Here is an 18076-nt window from a genome sequence, read left to right as displayed (position 1 = left end):
TCCCGTGTCACCGTTCAGCCGGAGGAGGCACGCCCAGCCCACGCCGGGTAGTCGTCGTCCCAGGCCCGGATGATATAGCGCTGCGTGCCGCCCTCCCCCGCCTTCCCGTCGGCGAGGCGCGTGACCACGGCCTTCACGAACCGCGGCGCGCGGCTCGTCGGCCCGCGCCCGGCGGCGATAATCGTAAAGGTCGAGGAGCGCACGATTCCGGGCGCCCGCGCCGTCACGATGGGTTTGGCTCGACGCTGGCTCGTGAGGCTCAGCGCATCGTTGGGGAACACCGCCCGGAGCACGGCGGGTGGCGCCGTGTTCACGTTCACCCGACCGGCCCCATAGACCGTCAGGACCTGGGAGAGGAGCGCGTACAACTCGGGGGTGATCCCCTTCACCAGCAGCAGCTCCTCGATCGCTCCCATCGGGCCGTTCTTGGGCAGGTACGGGATCCTGAGCGCGAGGTAATAGTCATCCTCGGCGCCGTTGAGCCGCCGGAGCCGATCGGAATCTACCCAGTCGAGAATCGCGTCGGCCACCTCGTCGATGTTGGTGCCCGGGGGAAGCTCCACGACCCGGAGAAGGGCGGTGAGGAGCTTCTGATCGGCGCGGTTGACGTTGATCTTGCCTTCCTCGTCGAGGATCCGATACCCGACCTCTCCGGCCATCACCCGCGCGCTTTCGGCGAGGCTCGGCAGCGGGGAACCGTCCTTCCTCGCGAAGCGCACCGCGCCGGAGGGGTCGAGAAAGTTGACCTCCCACTCGCCCAGGACCTCGGCCAGCGCCTGGTGCACCCCGGCGAGCGCGAGCGCATAACCTGCCAGATCCTCGCCCCCGTTGCGGACGGCCAGCGCCTCGGTGCGGACCGCGAGTGCAAAGGCGCCTCCGATCATCGAGAGGAGGAGGAGCACGAACAGGACGATCACCAGGGCGAAGCCGCCCTGCGCGCGGGGACCCCTCGGCATCAGCGCCTCCCTGTCGGCTGCGGTTTGGCCAGCTCCGGTTGAGGCTTGCCCTTCTCAGGCTGCGGCTTGTCCTTCTCGGCCTCCGGCTTGGTCTTCGCCGCTGGCGGAAACTGGCTCCGGATCGCCACGACGAGCGGCGGAAGTTGTTCCACCTGGCCCGCCTCGCCCCGGAGGGACAGGCTCACGGCAACCGCGCCGGGAAAGAGATCCGTGGGGTCGATGGGCTCCTTCTTCTCGTCCGGCGGGACGCTCTTCGCCTGCGGCGTGGGGCTCTTCGCCTCTGGCTTGGGGCTCTTCGCCTCTGGCTTGAGGCTCACCACGGCAGGGACCCAGTTGTCCAGCCAGGTTCCGGTGGAGCGCTGGAGGTACCGGAACGAAAGCTCAACCACACCCGGCTCGAGCTGGACGGTCACGCCGCGACCGCTCTCGACGAACTGGCGGTCAGAGGCAGGAGCCTCGACCCGGTAGAGGCCGCCAGGGGCGAGGGCGTAGGTCACCTCCCGCAGGGCGCCCTCGGGCACCGCCGTCGTCAGGCCTCCGGCCGTGGTCAGGAACTTCACCGACGTGGACGCGCCGCTGAAGGCGACCATCTGCTCCTTTTCGTTGACGCGGACCAGGTAGGGCAGCGCCGAGCGCAGCTCCCGGGTCAGGAGGTCGGTGACGAAGCGGGTGCGCTGCGCCGTGTCGAGCCGCGCCTCCCCGCGCTCCCAGGCGTGGCTTGCCAGCCTGAGCGAGCCGAGCGCGATGCCCGCCACCAGGCCGACCAGCCCAAGGGCGATCAGGAGCTCGAGGAGCGTCAGCCCGCGCTGGTTACTCACGCCTCTCCCCGAGCCGAAACGTCTCGAGGCTGACGGGGGGACCCGTCGGGCGCTCGATGGTCACAGCAACGCGGTAGAGCAGGCTGCGCTTGTCCCACCACGCCGGCGTCACCTGGACCCACCACCGAAAGCCGTCGGCCTCACCGACTCCGCTGGCCGGGGCGTCCTCAAGGCTGACCGCGTCGAGCCGGGCCTGCGCGAGCGCCAGCGCCCGCGTGTAGTCGTGGGCTGCCCGCTCGAGCCTCAACGTGCCCTGTACCGCCTGCAGGAGCACCACGAGGGCAATTCCCGTGACGGCCAGCGCCACGAGCACCTCGAGGAGCGTGAAGCCGCGCGTGCTACGAGCGCTGCGCCCCATCGGCGATCCTCACCAGGCCCGTCAGCGGATCCACCTGGACGACGTAGCGCCGTCCCTTGGCACCCTCGAGCCAGACCTGGCCGCCGTAGGCGCCGCCGCGCGGAAAGAAGACGAACCGCACCACACCCCGCTCACGCGACCTCGCCTCGCCCAGCGGCCGCGCCAGCACCCGGACCGACTTGGGCAGCGTATAGGTCGCGCGCACGACCTCGCCGGCGCGGTCCGAGGCAGCCACGGCCAGCCAGTACTCGGCCCGCGAGAGGTCCAGCCCCACGACCGACACCGTTCGCTCGGCGATGGCGAGGGTCCGGGCGTAGCGGAAAACGCTCGCCACCTGGCGGGTCGTGGCCTTGAGCCGGAACGTCTCGAGGCCCTTCCCGGCCTGCGGGAGGACGATCAGGCCGGCGGCGCCGATGATCGCCAGCACCACGAGGAGCTCCAGGAGCGTGTATCCCCGCCGACCCACACCAATCATTGGCTGCTCTTCCAGCTCACGACGTCGGCGTTCTCCCCCTCGCCGCCCTGAGCGCCGTCGGCCCCGTACGAGATCAGGTCGTACTCGCCGTGCTCGCCCGGCGACTGGTAGATGTAGGGACGTCCCCAGGGATCGAGGGGGACCTCCCGCTTCAGGTAGGGCCCGTCCCACATCTCGATCCCCGATGGCTTGGTGCGGAGGACCTGGAGGCCCTCGGAGGTCGTGGGATAGCGCCCCGCGTCGAGACGGAACGAGTCCAGCGCCGTCCCCAGCAGCTCCAGCTGGGCCTGAGCCGCCTGCTGCTTCGAGCGCCCCACCTTGCCGAGAAAGCGCGGGGCCACGAGCCCGGCCAGGAGTCCGAGGATGACCATGACCACCAGGAGCTCGATGAGCGTGAACCCCCGGCGCTCCCGGAGCCGTCGAACCCACGGGGAACGCCACCGCCAGCACGAGAGGGGAGCCATCGGGCTTGCCTCCTAGATCATCGGAGGGGGACACCCACGCCTTCGGCGTGGGTACCCGGGCCCCCTCCGAGGCCTCCCCCAGAGCTTGCGCGGGCCAAGCCCGCGCTCGGAGCGCTTCGCTCCGGAGCGCGAGGACACGTGGGCGAGAGAGGTCTTGTCAGCATCTTGCTAGAGCGGAAGATCGTTGATGCTGAAGATGGCGAGCAGGATCGAGATTACCACCAGGCCCACGACGATCCCCATCGCCACGATCATGATCGGCTCGAGGAGCGAGATGAGGCGCTTCACCCCGGTGCGGACCTCGGTGTCGTAGGCCTCGGCCACGCGGAGCAGCATCTCCTCGAGCCGCCCGCTCTCCTCGCCCACGCTGATCATGTGGATGGCGAGCGGCGGGAACACGCCGCTCTCGCGGAGCGGCACGGCGATCCCGGCGCCCTTCTTGACCCCCTCGGCGACGCTGTCCATGGCCTGGGCGATGACGCGGTTGCCGACGGTCTCCTTCACGATGCGCGTCGCCTGGAAGAACGGGATGCCGCTCTCGACGAGCGTCCCCAGCGTCCGCGCCCACCGCGCGACCTCGGTCTTCTGCAAGAGCACTCCGACCAGGGGCAACCGGAGCTTGAGCCGGTCCCACGCGAGCCCTCCGCCCGGCGTCGCCACGAACTGGCGCGCCCCGACCACGGCCGCCGCCAGCCCGCCCGCCACCAGCCACCAGTACGCGGTCAAGAACCCGGACACCCCTAGCAGGATCTGGGTGGGGAGCGGGAGCGTGCCGCCCATGGCCTGAAAGATGGTCGTGAACTGCGGGAGGACGAAGACCAGGAGGAGGGTCACGGTGCTCGTCCCCACGACGGCGAGGAAGACCGGGTAGATCAGCGAGGTCACCAGGTAGTCCTTCAGCTCCTGGACGCCCGCCAGGAAGGTGGCCAGCCGCGCCAGCAGTTGCTCGAGGACGCCGCCGGCCTCCCCCGCGCTCACCATGCTCACGTAGAGGCGCGAGAACACCCGTGGGTGGCGGGCGAGGGCCTCGGCGAGGGAGCTGCCGCCCTGAACCGACTCCCTCACCTGAGCGATGATCCGACGGAAGTTCCTGTTGTGGGTGAGCTCGGTCTGGATGGCGAGGGCCCGGTCCAGCTCGACCCCGGCGGTCAGGAGCGTCGCGAGCTGCTGGGTGAAGCTCTGAAGCTCGCGGGTGCTGATCCCGGGCAGGCCCCAGCGCCACCCGGGCGCCTCCTCCCGCGCTTCGCGCACGTCGAGGGGGAAGAGCCGCTGGGCCTGTAGGTGCACCACGGCGGCGATCTCGTCCTTTGCATCGAGCCGGCCGCTCACGCGTCGGCCGGCGGTGTCAGCAGCGGTATAGGTGAAAACGGGCATGGCCCCTCTGACGTTGCCCCGCCGGCTCAGGACGGCGCCGCGATGTGGAGCCCGGCGGGCGCGGCCTGCTCGCGGGTGAGCGGGATGGGCTTGGAGCCGGCGGCGGGCTGGGCCTCCAGCGGGAGCGTCTCGCCCTCCTCCTGGGTGACGCGCAGCACCTCGGACACGGCCGTGAGCCCCCTGAGAACCTTGTCCCAGCCGTCCTGTCGAAGCGTCCGCATGCCGAGGGCCATGCCGCGAAGCTTGATCTCCTGGGCCGTGGCCTTGGCCATGATGAGCCCGCGACTGTCGTCGTCGACCAGCAGTAGCTCGTAGATCCCGGTCCGGCCCCGGTACCCCGTGTAGGTGCACGCCTCGCATCCCCGACCGCGGGTCGCGCGCAGCGAGCCGCCGGCGGTCATGATCCCCAGGGTCTGAAGCGCCACGGCATCCAGCTCGTACGGCTCGGCGCAGGCCCGGCAGATGAGGCGGACCAGCCGCTGGGCCAGGATCCCCAGGACCGACGAGGCGATCAGGTAGGGCTCGATCCCCATGTCCTGAAGCCGCGTGACCGCGCCGGCGGCGTCGTTGGTGTGGAGCGTGGAGAAGACCAGGTGGCCGGTCAGCGCTGACTGGATGGCGATTTCCGCGGTCTCAGCGTCGCGGATCTCTCCCACCAGGATGATGTCCGGGTCCTGGCGGACGATGTGACGGAGACCGTTGGCGAAGCTGAGGCCGATCTTGGGCTTGACCTGGATCTGGTTCACGCCCTCGAGCTGGTACTCGACCGGGTCCTCGATCGTGATGATCTTCTTCTCCGGCGAGTTGATCTTGTCGAGGGCCGCATAGAGGGTCGTCGTCTTCCCGGACCCGGTCGGCCCGGTGACCAGGATGATCCCGTACGGACGCTGGATGAGCCTCTCGAACTGCCCCAGCCGCTCTGCGGGGAAGCCCAGCCGGTCGAGCGTGAAGAAAAGCGACTGGCGGTCCAGGATCCGCATCACCACACTCTCGCCGTGGACCGTGGGGATCGTCGCGACCCGGAGGTCGATGGCGCGGTTGAGGACCCGGAGCTTGATCCGCCCGTCCTGCGGGAGGCGGCGCTCGGCGATGTTCATCTTGGCCATGATCTTGACGCGCGAGACGATGGCCGCCTGGAGCCGCTTCGGCGGCGCCTCGGTATCGTGGAGCACCCCGTCGATCCGGTACCGGATCCTGAGCGTCCCCTCGAACGGCTCGATGTGGATGTCGCTCGCCGCGATCTCGACGGCTCGGGAAATGATCAGGTTCACCAGGCGGATGACGGGAGCCTCTTGGGCCGCTTCGCGCAGGTGCTGGAGGTCCTCGTCCTCCCCGGCGAAGACCAGCTCCCCTTCCTCCGGAGTGATTTCGTCGACGATCCGCTCCATGGCGGTCGCCGCGCTGTTGGCGTACTCGGTCAGGGTCGCCACGATCGCCCGCGGGCTACCGAGGCACGGCCGCACCGTCATGCCCAGGACCAACTCGAGAGCCTCCACGGTCTCGAGGTCCGAGGGGTTCTCCATGGCTACCGTGAGGACGCCGTCCTCAACCGCGATGGGGAGACAGCGCTGCTCGGTGAGGAAGCGCAGCGAGACCGTGTTGGAGAAGACCGGGGTCTGGGGGAAGGCCGAGCCCGGGACGTACGGCACGCCGAGCTGTCGGCTCAGCACCGTCAGCAGATCGTGCTCGCCGAGCGCGCCCATTTCGACCAGGAGCGCGCCCAGCCGCTCCCGACGCTGGGTCTGCAGGGCCAGGGCCTCCCGGAGCTGGTCAGCGGTGATCAGCCCGGCCGCGATTAAGAGGTCCCCGAGGCGGGTCCGGTCCCTCATGTCCCTCCCTATGGCTTAGTCAATCGGAGGCTTCTCAGCAGTTCTCGGACGCTTGCTGCAAACGACTCATCAAACATCACAAATTTCGCCTGCTGCTCGGCGGTCAGGACGCTGCGGAGCTCGTTGAGGAGGTTCTTCCGCCAGAGCGCCAGCTGGACCTCGACCTGCTCCCACCGCGCGATCTTCTCCTCATACGCCTTCGGGTCCGACTGGCCCCGTTTGAGCAGTTCCTCCAGGTCCTGAACGACGCGACGCCGTTCCTGAAGCCACATCCGGCGCTGGTCATCGGCTCGGCGCACGCGTGCGGCCACCCGGGCAACTTGCTCGTCCGAAAGCCGGAGCGCGTCCGCGAGCTGGACCAGGTAGAGCGACTCGAGCCGTTTCTCCGCCTGCTGCCGCGCGTCGGGGGTGTCGCTCGTCTGACCGGCCCCGCTGCCCGCCATCCCTACGACGAGGAACGCGATCCCAACACTCCCCCACCACTTCATCGTGATGCCCCCTTCTCCAACGCCGCCACAAGTTGCTCAACCTCCCGGGCGTTCAGCCCGACGAGGTGGTCCACGCGCTGGACGACACCGGCCTGCCGGGCTTCAGTGATCTCGACCAAATAGCCGAGCTCCCGCGCCGCTTCATCGCCCGTCAGAAGAAACGGCGCCGCCCACGCGTAGCGGTTCAGCTCTCTGACGGGAGCTTCCAGGAGCCAGGCGTCCAGCGAAGGATCGTTGACCACCGTGGCCACGGACATGGTGGGGGCCGGTGTTCGCACAGGAGGCGAAGCCCGCCAGACGAGAAGCAGCCCCGCCGCGGCGGCCAGCGGGACCGCCGCCACCGGCCACAGCCACCTGAGCCGTCGGACGCCAGGCCTCGCTTGGGGGTCGAGCCGCCTCGAGATATCGGCCCGGAGCGCCCCCCACGACGCCTCGGAGGGATCCTGGAGCGGAAGCGCCTCCAGGGCAGCCCGGGTCGCCTTGAGACCGGCCAGCGCGGCCGCGCACTCACGGCATCCTTCGAGGTGGGCGCGCAGCTCAGCCGCCTCGGGCACCGGCAGCTCTTCTTCCAGAAGCTCGATCAACCGGGACGGCTCCCGCTCGCAGCTCACGACCCCGGCGTCCCTCTGAACTCCTGCCTCAGGCGCAGGAGCGCGTGATGGTAGTTGGCCTTGACCGTCCCGATTGGGGAGTCCAGCAGTTCGGCGATCTCCCGGAAGCTCAGCCCCTGGTACACCCGGAGGACCAGCGTGACCTTCTGCCTGGGCGGTAGCCCCATGACCGAGCCCGCGAGGCGGCGCGCCGATTCAGCCTCGAGACTCGCCTCGAGGGGCGACGGGTTCGTCGCGCTCAGCGTCTCGTCCAGGGCCTCCCGGGGGCGTCGACGCCTCTGGTGGTCCAGGCAGACGTTCACCGCGATGCGGTAGAGCCACGTCCCCGGGCTCGCCTCCCCCCGGTAGCGGGGGAGTGCCTGGTAGCTCCGCAGGTACACTTCCTGGACGATGTCCCTAGCCTCCTCGGGGTGTCCGACCATCCGCGCGGCGAGACCGTAGATCATCCGATAGGTCCGATCTACCAGGGCCTCAAAGGCCTCGCGACGCCCCGCCCTGAGCCCGGGGACGAGGTCGTCGGTCTCACCCATTCGCCTATTCTCTTGGACTGGCGGCAGCCCGGAACGGTTTAATGGCACGAATTGGGCTCAAAATCCGCACAGTTAGTAATCGGCAGCGGTCAGGATGTCGAGTAGGCGCCTGGCACACCGGTCCCACGTAAAGCTGTACACCTGGCGGAGCCCGAGGGCGCGTAACCGGTCATGGCGAGCAGGGTTCTCCAGGACCTCGGCCAAGGCCTGGGCCAGGGCCTCCACATCGAGGGGGTCCACCAGGAGCGCCGCGTTGCCAACCACCTCCGGGAGCGCCGAGACGTTGGAGGTCACCACCGGGGTCCCGCATGCCATTGCCTCCAACGGGGGGAGGCCGAACCCTTCGTAAAGCGAAGGAAAAACAAAGACATCGGCGCCGGCGTAGAGGGCCGGCAGTTCCTGGTCGTCCATGTAGTCCAGGAAGACCACCCGCTGGCCGATGCCGAGGCGCTCAGCCACAGCGGACAAGCCCGGGAAGTAGCGCGGATCCTTTCGTCCGGCAATGACCAGGCGGTGCGGAATCGAGGCCCCGAGCCGGGAGAAGGCGGCGATGAGCCGTGCCAGATTTTTGTGCGGCAAGAGATTCCCCACGTAGAGGATGTAGCGCCCGAGGCCGAGCCGCCGACGGAGGGGTTCGGGGTCGACCTCCGGATGGAACCGCCGCACGTCGTAGCCCACCGGAACCACATGGATCCGGCGTTTGTCCAACCGGTAGAAGCGGCCGAGGTCCTCGCGCGTGGTCGCTGAGTCGCTCAGGATCACGCGCGAGCGACGAAGCAGGAGCGGGATGACGTAACGAAAGTAGACCGACTGCCGCGGAAAGGCGCTGGGGAAGTGGAGCGGGATGAGGTCATGGACGACCACCACCTGGGGGACCGGCGAGAAGAGGCTCCCCTCGGGGAGCGGCGAGAAGAGGATCGAGGCCCGGTCGGCCCGGAGCCGAAGGGGCAGGACCAGCTGGAGCCAGAGGAGGCGCGCGAGGTGGCCCCGCGCCCCGTGCGACGGCTCGACCGCCCGCCAGATCCGCCGGGCCGTCACCGAGCCGAACTCCTCCCGCTCCGGGTGGGCCGTGTAGACGGTCAGGTCACCGTGGAGCCGGGCCAGCTCGCGCACCATGTTGACGGTATAGACGCCGAGGCCGGTGAGGAACCGATCCACGATCGAAGCGTTGACCGCGATCCTCACCGGGTCACTGCCTCATACACCTCTACCGTCCGCTGGGCGGTCAGCTCCCACGAAAACGCGCGCGCACGCTCGAGCCCCAGCGCCCCGAGTCTCGCCCGGAGGTCCCTGTCACCCAGGACGCGGTCGATGGCCTGAGCGAGCTCGGCAGAGCTCCGCGGATCCACGAGCAGCGCCGCCTCGCCGACCACCTCCCTGAGCGCCGGGATGTCGGAGCCCACCACCGGCACGCCGCAGGCCATCGCCTCGAGGGGCGGCAGGCCGAACCCCTCGTAGAGCGACGGGTACACGACACAGGCGGCCCCGCTCGTGAGCATCGGGATCTCCTCGTCGTCGAGATAGCCGACGCGGCGGATCGACGCGGCACACGGCGAGGCCCTGAGCCGGGCCAGGAGTTCACGGTTCCGCCACCCCGGCCCCCCGGCCAGCACCAGCGCCGGCGGGTTATCGTCCCGCTCGTAGAGCGTCTCGTAGGCGCGGAGGAGCGTGAGGAGGTTCTTCCTCGGCTCCAGGCTGCCGACGAAGAGCAGGTAGCCCTTCGCCGCGAGCCCGTAGCGGTCGAGCACCGGCGCCACCTCGCCGGCCGAACGGGGCCGGAAGGCGGGAGCCGGCGCCTCCGGGATCACCCAGACTTTCTCCGGGGGCACCCCGAGCAGCGCCGCCAAATCGTCGCGGGTCTGCCGGGAGGGCACGATCACAGCATCGGCCGCCCTCACGGCCGGCGGGAGCGTCAGCCGCGCGTGGAGGACCCGCGCGCGCGGATGGTACTCGGGAACGCGAAGGCAGGAGAGGTCGTGAACGGTCACCACCCGCCGGCCGCGCCGCTGCGGGAGGGCGACGCCGTTGACCGAGTGGAAGCAGTCCACCGGGCCCAGGAACGACTCCACGCTCAGCGCCCTCACGAGGAGGGGCCACGCCGCGCTGAGGCCGAAGAGCAGGTTGGGGAGCCGGTTCACGATCCTCACCGCAGCGCCCGGCGGGAACGCCGGTCGCTCCCGAGCCCCGGGCCTGAACGAGTCGAAGAAGAGGAGTGAGTAGCGATGACCGTCCGCGCGGCGGCCGAGCGCCTCGACGAGGGACCGGGTGTAGCGCCACACCCCGCCGAGCCGGTAGGCCCGGAGCGGTGTCGCCTCGACGCCGACGTGCAACGACCGACGCGGACGCATCAGGGGAGCCTGGCGTGCATGACCGGCGAGGTGAATTGGGGCCACCCGACGGGAACGTGTGCCCGCCATTATATCATTGTCGGAGGGGGACACCCACGCCTTCGGCGCGGGTACCCGGGCCCCCTCCGAAGCCTCCCCCATCGCTTGCGCGGGCAAAGCCCGCGCTCGAAGGCCGGGCCACGCAGAGTCAAGTCCGCACGCGCGGGTCCAAGACGTCGCGCAACCCATCGCCCAGGAGGTTGAGGCCGAGGACCGACAGCGCGATGGCGCCACCGGGGAAGATCGCGAACCACGGGTTGAGCGAGAGGAAGCTCTGCGCCTCCTTCAGCATCAGTCCCCACGACGGCTGCGGGGGCTGGGTGCCGAGCCCCAGGTACGAGAGCCCGGCTTCGGCCAGGATCGCGACGGGAAAGCTGATGGTCGCCTGGACGATGAGCGGCGCCACGGTGTTCGGCAGGATGTGGCGGCCGATGAGCGCGGCATCCCCGGCCCCCAGCGCGCGGGCGGCCAGGACGAACTCGCGCTCCCTCAGCTCGAGGAACTTTCCGCGCGTGAGCCGGGCGAAGATGGGAGTGAAGGCGGCGCCGATCGCCACCATGCTGATCGTGATCCCGGGGCTGAAGACCGCGGTGATGAGGAGGGCGGAGAGGATGGCGGGAAACCCCTGCACCGCATCCATCAGCCGCATGAAGCCCTCGTCCAGCCAGCCCCCGAAGTAGCCGCTGAGCATCCCGAGCGCCACGCCGACGCCCATCCCGATCCCGACCGCGATGACGCCGACCGCGATGGACGTGACGGCGCCGGCCATGATGCGCGAGAGCAGGTCGCGGCCGTACTGGTCGGTGCCGAGCCAGTGGGCCCCCGACGGGCCCCGGAGCCGGTCCACGAGGGACATCTGCAGCGGGTCCCACGGAGTGTAGCCGAAGGAGAGCGCCGCGGTCAGCACGAGAAGGGCCGTGATCGCGAAGCCCAGCGCGAAGGTGAAGTGACGGAAGGAGCGCAGCCGCCGGGGGCTACTCATACCGGATCCGCGGATCCAGAACGCCGTAGAGGACGTCCACGGCCACGTTGATGAAAACGATCACCGAGGCCACGAAGAGGACGACCCCCTGGACCACGGGGAGATCGCGGGCGGTGATGGCGCCGAGGGCCAGCCGGCCGAGACCGGGGAGGTAGAACACGGACTCCAAGATTATGCTGCCCGCCATGAGCTGGCCGAGCTGGAGCCCCACCACCGTCACCACCGGGATCAGCGCGTTCTTCAGGGCGTGCTTGACGAGGACCGACGGCTCGGCCAGCCCCTTCGCGCGCGCCGTCTTGACGTACTCCTCGCGCAGGACCTCGAGGATCGCCGAGCGCGTCGTACGGGCGAGCACGGCGAACTGGAAGAGCCCGAGGGCGACGGCGGGGAGCATGAGAGACCTGAGGGCCGGTCCCACCCCGTGCATCCAGCCGTCGAACCCACCGGCCTGCAGCCAACCCAGCTTGACCGAGAAGAGGAGGATCAGGAGGAGGCCCGCCCAGAAGGACGGGATGGAGATGCCGACCTGGGACAGGGTCATCGCGAGGTAATCGCCCCAGCGCCGGTGACGCGTGGCGGCAAAGATCCCGAGCGGGATGGCCGCGACGACCATGAACAGCGCCGCGAGCAGGGTCAGGGGGCCGGTGACGGCGAGGCGTGAGAGGATGAGCTGCGCCACCGGGACGTCGTACTGGATGGAGTGGCCGAGATCGCCCCTAAGGGCGCGGCCGATCCACTCCAGGTACTGGACGGGGAGGGGCCGGTTGAGCCCCATGGCCTCGCGGAGACGCTCGGCCGCTTCCGGGCTGCCCTCGGTCCCCATGATGATCAGCGCCGGGTCGCCCGGGATAATGCGGATCACCACGAACACCAGCACCGACACAAAGAACAGCGTCACGATCAGGGCGAAGAGCCGCCGGACAATGAAGCTACGCACGGCTGTCAGAATGCCCCCTCGAGCGCGGGCTTTGCCCGCGCAAGCACCTCGGGCCTCGCGCGGCGGGTGGCCTGCCTCGCGGCATGGCCGAACCCGCCGCGCTCGAAAAACAAGGGGGGAGGCTTCGGAGGGGGCCGTCGAGGCCCCCTCCGACGATCAAGCGCGGGCTTTGCCCGCGCAAGCTGTCGGGGGGAGGGATCGGAAGGGGGGCGGAGCCCCCCTCCGAGGTTAGTGGCGAGGCCGGCGGGGCTGGTCGGGGACAGGACCCGCCCGCCGATACCTGTCTTTACACTTCACCTCGCCCAGTAGACCTCGGACAGGTCCATGGAAGGGGTCGGGAGGTCCTTCCAGATCCCCTGCACCCCTTTCTTCGTCGCCACCAGGCGCGGGTGGACGAAGAGCCACACCACCGGGGCCTCCTCCACCATGATCTTCTGGAGCTGGAGGTACAGCTCCCGGCGCTTCTTCTCGTCCAGCGTCACCTCCGACTCCGCGTAGACCTTCTGGAACTTCGAGCTGTTGTAGCGGAAGTAATACCCCGGGTTCGCGTAGTTGCCCGCGTCCCAGGATTCGGCGTGGCCGATGATGGTCATGTCGTAGTCGGCGTTCCGGTAGATCCGGGCCAGCCACTGCCCCCATTCAATCTGCTCCAGCTTCACCTTGATCCCGACCTTGGTGAGCTGGTTCACGATCACCTCACCCGAGCGCACCGTGTAGTAGTACTGGGGGGGAACCTTCAGCACGGTCTCGAACCCGTTCGGGTAACCGCTCTCGGCCAGAAGCTTCTTCGCGCGTTCCGGATCGTGGGGGACCGCCCTGGCCATGTCCACGTGGTACGGGTTAAGAGGATCGATGTTCGACCCCAGCGGCCGCCCGAGCCCGAACATGGCCCCCTTGATGACCTCCTCCTTGTTGATCGCGTGGGTGATGGCCCGCCGCACGCGGACGTCGTCGAAGGGCTTGCGGGAGTTGTTGAGGGCAAGGATGACGTCGTTGGTGGTGTCCCCCTGGATCACGGCGAAGCGCGGATCGCTCTTCAGCTCGGGAACGCTCTCGGGCCCGAGGCCGAAGGCCAGCACGTCCACATCCCCCGCCTTGAGCGCGGCGAGGGCGGAGTTGGGATCCGGGATGAACCGGAACGTGATCCGATCCAGGTAGGGCAGCCCCTTCACGTGATAGTCCTTGTTCTTGGCCAGGACGATCCGGTCGCCGCGCACCCAGTCGGAGAACACGAACGGTCCGGTGCCCACCGGGTGGCTCTTCAGCGTGTCCGCCGCCTCGCGCGGGTAGATCACCGAGCCCTGCCGCGCCAGGTTCAGGAGGAAGGAGGCGTTGACCCGCTTGAGCGAGACCGTGACGGTGTAGTCGTCCCCCACGTGGATGGCGGCGATGTCCTCGTAGTGCTTCCGGTGGGGATGCTTGGTCTCGGGGTTCAGCGCCCGCTCGAGGACGAACTTGACGTCCGGGGCCTTGAACTCGCGGCCGTTGTGGAACTTGACGCCTTTCTTGAGGAAGAACGTGTAGTTGAGGTTGTCCGTGCTGTACCAGCGCTCGGCCAGCCACGGCAGGAGCTTGCCGCTCTTGTCGATCCTCACCAGGCACTCCTGGATGTTGTAGTGGACGACGGCGGCGATGGCCGACGCCGGGCTCGCGGTGAGATCCAGGCCGGGCGGCTCGGCCGGAGCCTGCACGATCAGGCTCCCGCCCGCGACCTGGACCTGCGCCGGGCCAGGGGCGACGAGCCCGACGACGAGCGCGACGATTACCGCGGCGATGCGTAGGGCTCTGCTCACTGGACTATCTTCGCTCATGATTCAGCACCGTCCCTTCGAGCGCCCACCCACGCCTCCGGCGTGGGTACCCGGCCGGCGCAATCGTCTCGGGCCTCGCCACGTGGCTCTCCGACCCTGCGGCTCGTCGGCAGCCCCACCGCTCGGACTGCAACCGGGGAGGTTCGGAAGGGGCGGGTACCCGCGCCACACCCGCGCGCGAGCGCGGGGGGTCGGCGTGGGTGCGCCCCCCTCAGAGGAATCTTATGCGCTCCTCCCTCTGAAGAACCCGACGGTCCGCCGGAGCCCTTCCTCGAAGTCCACCACCGGCGCATAACCGAGGAAGCGCTTGACCTTGCCGATGTCCGCCTGCGTGTGGGGGACGTCCCCTGGCCGGCGGGCGGTGTGGACACGCTCCAGCCGTCGGCCGACGATTCCATCCAGCAGTCCGATCATCTCCAGGAGGCTCACGCGGTTCCCGCACCCGACGTTGAACATCTCCCCGGCGATGCCGGGCGCCTGGGCGGCAAGCAGGTTCGCCTCCACCACGTTGTCCACATAGGTGAAGTCCCGCGACTGGAGCCCGTCGCCGTGGACCTCCAGGGGTTCGCCGCGGAGCGCCCAGAGGATGAAGCGCGGGACCACGGCGGCGTACTGGGAGGTCGGATCCTGGCGCGGGCCGAAGACGTTGAAGTAGCGGAGCCCGAGCGTCTCGACCCCGTAGAGGCGCGCCCAGACCGAGCAGTAGAGCTCGCCCGCGAGCTTGGAGACAGCGTAGGGAGAGACCGGGGCCGGAGGCTGGTCCTCGCGCTTGGGCAGATCCGGACGGTCGCCGTAGATTGACGAGGACGACGCGTACACCACGCGCCTGACCCCCGCCTCGCGGGCGGCGACCAGGACGTGCAGGGTGCCGGTCACATTGCTCGCGTTCGCGCCGAGCGGGTCCTCCACCGAGCGCGGCACCGACCGCATGGCGGCCTGATGGAAGATGACCTCCGCCCCGCGGGCGGCGCGAACGACGGCGTCGAGGTCGGTGAGATCCCCCTCCACGACCTCGAGCCGCGGGTTGCCGGCCGCGAAGGCCAGGTTCTCGCGCGTGCCCGTGGAGAAGTTGTCGAGCACCCGGACCCGGTGGCCGTCCCGGAGCAGGCGCTCCACGACGTGGGACCCGATGAACCCGGCGCCGCCCGTCACCAGAAACATGGACACGCATTATGGGCGCGGGCTCTCCGACGTGTCAACAGCGCTCCCCGGCACGCGTCCCGGCTAGCCTGCTGCGGTGTTCGGGACACTCCGCTCGCAGCCTGTCGGGTTATACCCTTCGAGCGCGGGCTTGGCCCGCGCAACCGATTCCTGGGGGGGCCTCGGAGGGGGCCGTCGAGGCCCCCTCCGATTAGGCTTCGCGGGGGCTCCCGATCTGGCTGGCCGGTGAGCTGTTTGCCCCCCAAGAAATCGCCGTTTGACAGGCAGGGGGCCGATGGCTAGGATGGAAGCGGTATCGCCGGCCAGCTCCCCCGTCCGCCCCCGATGCAAAAGGAGGATGCCATGGGTCGCGCCGTTTCCCTCGGATGCGTGTTCCTGCTCAGCCTCGGGCTCGTCGCTCCCGCACCCCTCGACGCCCAGACCAAGGACGAGACCATCGTGTACGCGTTGCAGGGCGACCTCCCGAACTGGGATCCGCCGAACTCGGTCCTGCGCGAGAGCATCATTCTCGGCTACAACGTCTTCGACCACCTGGCGACGCGCGATCTCAAGACGGGGCGGGTCATCCCGAGCCTCGCCACGTCGTGGAAGGCGCTGGACGACACGACGTGGGAGGTCAAGCTCCGGACCGACGTCAAGTTCCACGACGGGCAGAAGTTCGCCGCGCGCGACGTGAAGGCCACGTTTGACCGCGTCCTGGACGAGAAGAACAAGCTCACCGCGCGGGGCAACCACGCCAAGATCAAGAGCATCGAGGTCGTGGACGATCACACCGTGCGCTTCAGAACCGATGGCCCGTACCCGCTCTTCGTCGAGCGCCTCACCGCCCAGGTGATGCAGTCGGAAAAGGTCATCAGGGAGAAGGGCCACGAGTGGATGCAGGAGAACCCGGTCGGGACCGGACCGTACAAGCTCGTCCGGTGGACGAAGAAGCAGGAACACCTCCTGGTCCGGAACGACGACTACTGGGGACCCAAGCCGGCCTTCAAGTACGTGCGCGTCCGCATCATTCCAGAGACGGCCACCCAGATCGCCGAGCTGATCTCCGGCGGCGTCGACGTCATCAAGGCCGTGCCCCCCGACCCGATGGACGTGTTCAATAAGTCAGGGGTGGCCCGAACCTCTACCTCCCCGATCCTCCGGACCGCCTTCCTCCAGCTCGATCAGGCCGCGCGCAGTGGCCCGAACCCCTTCACGGATCGGCGGGTGCGCCAGGCGGCCAACCTGGCCGTGGACATGGACGCCGTCATCAAGCACGTGCTGAACGGGCTCGGGGACCGGACCGCGACCGGCGTCAACCCGATGGCCTTCGGATACGACTCGAACCTGAAGCCCTACAAACAGGACGTCGAGCGGGCCAAGAAGCTCCTCGCGGAGGCGGGCTACCCGAACGGGATCGACATCCGCTTCCGCACGGGTCCGGCGATCGTGGAGCCCGGCCTGCGGCAGACCAGCGACGCCGTCGTGGCGGACCTGGCCAAGGCCGGCATCCGGACCCAGCAGAACTACATCGGCGAGATCGGCCCCTACGTGACCCAGGTCAAGGAGGGCAAGGCGGGCCCGATGTTCGAATGGTCGTGGGGCTACTACTCGGTCTTCGACGCTGACGCGATCCTCTACGACGTCTTCCGCTGCGGCGAGGCCTACAGCTACTACTGCAACAAGGCGCTGGACGACCTGATCCACACGGGGCGGTCCACCCTCGACGCCAAGAAGCGGACCGAGATCTACCTCAAGGCGCAAAGGCTCCACTTCGAGGACGCCGCCTACCTCTACAAGTGGGGGCTCCGGGGCGTCTGGGGCGTCTCCAACCGGGTCGACTACGAGGCGCCGCGGGACGAGATCGACCGGATGTTCGCCGCCAAGCCCCGCAAAAAGTGAGCGCGCCCGGAGGGGGCGGGCGCGTCCGCCCCCTCCTCGCCGGGTCCCGGGATGAGGCAGTATATCGTCCGGCAGCTCGTCCAGCTCGTCGTCGTCGTTCTCGGCATCTCGATCCTCTCCTTCGCCATCCTGCACGTCATCGGCGACCCGGTGCTCCTCCTGCTGCCGCAGAACGCCGGGAAGGACGAGTTCGAGCGCTACCGCAAGCTCCTCGGCCTCGACCAGCCGCTGGTGGTCCAGTACTGGAAGTTCGCCAGCAGCGCGGTGCAGGGGGACTTCGGCAAGTCCTGGTACGCTGACATCCCCGCGTTCGGTCTCGTCCTGGAGCGCATGCCCCCCACGATCTACCTGACTCTCGCGGGCCTCCTGGTCGCGCTGCTGATCGCCCTGCCGCTCGGGATCCTCTCGGCCCTGAAGCGCCACTCGTTCGTGGACAACCTGTGCACCGTCCTCGCCGTCGGGGGACAGGCGATGCCGATCTTCTGGCTCGGCATCATGCTCATCCTCGTCTTCGCGGTGAGGTTCAGGGCGCTCCCGGCCTCCGGCTACGGCACGTGGCAGCACTTCGTCATGCCCGCCTTCACGCTGGGCGCCTTCCTCGCTCCGATCACGATGCGCCTGGTCCGCTCGGGCGTGATCGAGGTCATGAACATGGAGTACATCAAGACCGCCCGCGCCAAGGGAGTCGGCGAGCGCATGGTGGTGATCAAGCACGCCTTCCGCAACGCCTGCATCCCCGTCATCACCGTGCTCGGCATCCAGTTCGGCCAGCTCCTTGGCGGCGCCATCGTGACCGAGACGGTCTTCGCCTGGCCCGGGGTCGCCACGCTCACCGTGGAGTCGATCCGGAACCAGGACTTCCCGGTCGTCCAGTGCGCCGTGGTGCTGCTCGCGCTCATCATCGTGCTCGTCAACCTGGTCGTGGACCTGATCGTCGGGCTGATCGATCCGCGCATCCGAGTCGGAGCATGATCCTCCTCGGAGGGGGGCCACCCACGCCGACCCCCCGCGCTG

Annotated in this window: 18 protein-coding genes; 2 read left to right on the top strand and 16 right to left on the bottom strand. The window is 69.0% G+C overall.

Annotated features, from left to right (window positions below; genetic code table 11):
• Positions 1–14 precede the first annotated feature (14 nt).
• The 16 genes from HY726_00190 to HY726_00115 form a co-directional block, all read right to left on the bottom strand.
• Positions 15–956 (bottom strand): general secretion pathway protein GspK, encoded by a 942-nt coding sequence (locus tag HY726_00190; protein ID MBI4607410.1) that lies wholly within the window; start codon positions 954–956, stop codon positions 15–17.
• Positions 956–1774: a prepilin-type N-terminal cleavage/methylation domain-containing protein gene (locus HY726_00185; GenBank protein MBI4607409.1), complete on the bottom strand. Its 819-nt coding sequence runs from the start codon at positions 1772–1774 to the stop codon at positions 956–958. The genes HY726_00190 and HY726_00185 overlap by 1 nt, the downstream gene beginning before the upstream one ends.
• On the bottom strand, positions 1767–2132 hold the full coding sequence (locus tag HY726_00180) for a type II secretion system protein (GenBank protein ID MBI4607408.1): 366 nt from the start codon (positions 2130–2132) through the stop codon (positions 1767–1769). The genes HY726_00185 and HY726_00180 overlap by 8 nt, the downstream gene beginning before the upstream one ends.
• Positions 2113–2607, bottom strand: coding sequence for a prepilin-type N-terminal cleavage/methylation domain-containing protein (locus tag HY726_00175; protein MBI4607407.1), 495 nt, complete (start codon positions 2605–2607; stop codon positions 2113–2115). The genes HY726_00180 and HY726_00175 overlap by 20 nt, the downstream gene beginning before the upstream one ends.
• Positions 2604–3071, bottom strand: a complete 468-nt coding sequence (gene gspG, locus HY726_00170; GenBank protein ID MBI4607406.1) for a type II secretion system major pseudopilin GspG — start codon at positions 3069–3071, stop codon at positions 2604–2606. The genes HY726_00175 and gspG overlap by 4 nt, the downstream gene beginning before the upstream one ends.
• 168 nt (positions 3072–3239) lie before the next feature.
• Positions 3240–4445 (bottom strand): type II secretion system inner membrane protein GspF, encoded by a 1206-nt coding sequence (gene gspF / locus HY726_00165; GenBank protein ID MBI4607405.1) that lies wholly within the window; start codon positions 4443–4445, stop codon positions 3240–3242.
• Between the two features lie 26 nt (positions 4446–4471).
• A complete protein-coding gene (gene gspE / locus HY726_00160) occupies positions 4472–6274 on the bottom strand; it encodes a type II secretion system ATPase GspE (GenBank protein ID MBI4607404.1) in 1803 nt (600 codons plus the stop codon).
• 8 nt (positions 6275–6282) lie between these two features.
• On the bottom strand, positions 6283–6762 hold the full coding sequence (locus tag HY726_00155) for a hypothetical protein (protein ID MBI4607403.1): 480 nt from the start codon (positions 6760–6762) through the stop codon (positions 6283–6285).
• The gene (locus tag HY726_00150) at positions 6759–7373 is read right to left on the bottom strand and encodes a hypothetical protein (protein ID MBI4607402.1); all 615 of its coding nucleotides are present in this window, start codon (positions 7371–7373) and stop codon (positions 6759–6761) included. Before HY726_00150 ends, HY726_00155 begins: the two co-directional genes overlap by 4 nt.
• Positions 7370–7903: a sigma-70 family RNA polymerase sigma factor gene (locus tag HY726_00145; protein MBI4607401.1), complete on the bottom strand. Its 534-nt coding sequence runs from the start codon at positions 7901–7903 to the stop codon at positions 7370–7372. Before HY726_00145 ends, HY726_00150 begins: the two co-directional genes overlap by 4 nt.
• A 72-nt stretch (positions 7904–7975) precedes the next feature.
• Positions 7976–9088, bottom strand: coding sequence for a glycosyltransferase family 4 protein (locus HY726_00140; GenBank protein ID MBI4607400.1), 1113 nt, complete (start codon positions 9086–9088; stop codon positions 7976–7978).
• Complete coding sequence (locus HY726_00135) at positions 9085–10251, bottom strand: glycosyltransferase family 4 protein (GenBank protein ID MBI4607399.1); 1167 nt, start codon at positions 10249–10251, stop codon at positions 9085–9087. Before HY726_00135 ends, HY726_00140 begins: the two co-directional genes overlap by 4 nt.
• A 187-nt stretch (positions 10252–10438) precedes the next feature.
• Positions 10439–11272, bottom strand: a complete 834-nt coding sequence (locus HY726_00130; GenBank protein MBI4607398.1) for an ABC transporter permease — start codon at positions 11270–11272, stop codon at positions 10439–10441.
• Positions 11265–12209, bottom strand: coding sequence for an ABC transporter permease (locus tag HY726_00125; GenBank protein ID MBI4607397.1), 945 nt, complete (start codon positions 12207–12209; stop codon positions 11265–11267). The genes HY726_00130 and HY726_00125 overlap by 8 nt, the downstream gene beginning before the upstream one ends.
• Before the next feature lie 293 nt (positions 12210–12502).
• On the bottom strand, positions 12503–14002 hold the full coding sequence (locus tag HY726_00120) for an ABC transporter substrate-binding protein (GenBank protein ID MBI4607396.1): 1500 nt from the start codon (positions 14000–14002) through the stop codon (positions 12503–12505).
• Positions 14003–14242: 240 nt separating this feature from the next.
• Positions 14243–15187 carry an SDR family oxidoreductase gene (locus HY726_00115; GenBank protein ID MBI4607395.1) on the bottom strand — a complete coding sequence of 315 codons (945 nt, stop codon included), beginning with the start codon at positions 15185–15187 and terminating at the stop codon, positions 14243–14245.
• A gap of 336 nt (positions 15188–15523) precedes the next feature.
• Between HY726_00115 and HY726_00110 the strand changes: the two genes are divergently transcribed.
• Together HY726_00110 and HY726_00105 are read left to right on the top strand one after the other, a co-directional pair.
• Positions 15524–17062 (top strand): hypothetical protein, encoded by a 1539-nt coding sequence (locus tag HY726_00110; protein MBI4607394.1) that lies wholly within the window; start codon positions 15524–15526, stop codon positions 17060–17062.
• A 51-nt stretch (positions 17063–17113) separates the two neighbouring features.
• Positions 17114–18034 carry an ABC transporter permease gene (locus HY726_00105; GenBank protein ID MBI4607393.1) on the top strand — a complete coding sequence of 307 codons (921 nt, stop codon included), beginning with the start codon at positions 17114–17116 and terminating at the stop codon, positions 18032–18034.
• The last annotated feature ends 42 nt before the right edge of the window (positions 18035–18076 follow it).

The organism is Candidatus Rokuibacteriota bacterium (assembly GCA_016209385.1).
Taxonomy (GTDB): Bacteria; Methylomirabilota; Methylomirabilia; order Rokubacteriales; family CSP1-6; genus JACQWB01.
The sequence above is the reverse complement of the archived record's forward strand: the minus strand, read 5'-3'. Positions and strand labels throughout refer to the sequence as shown.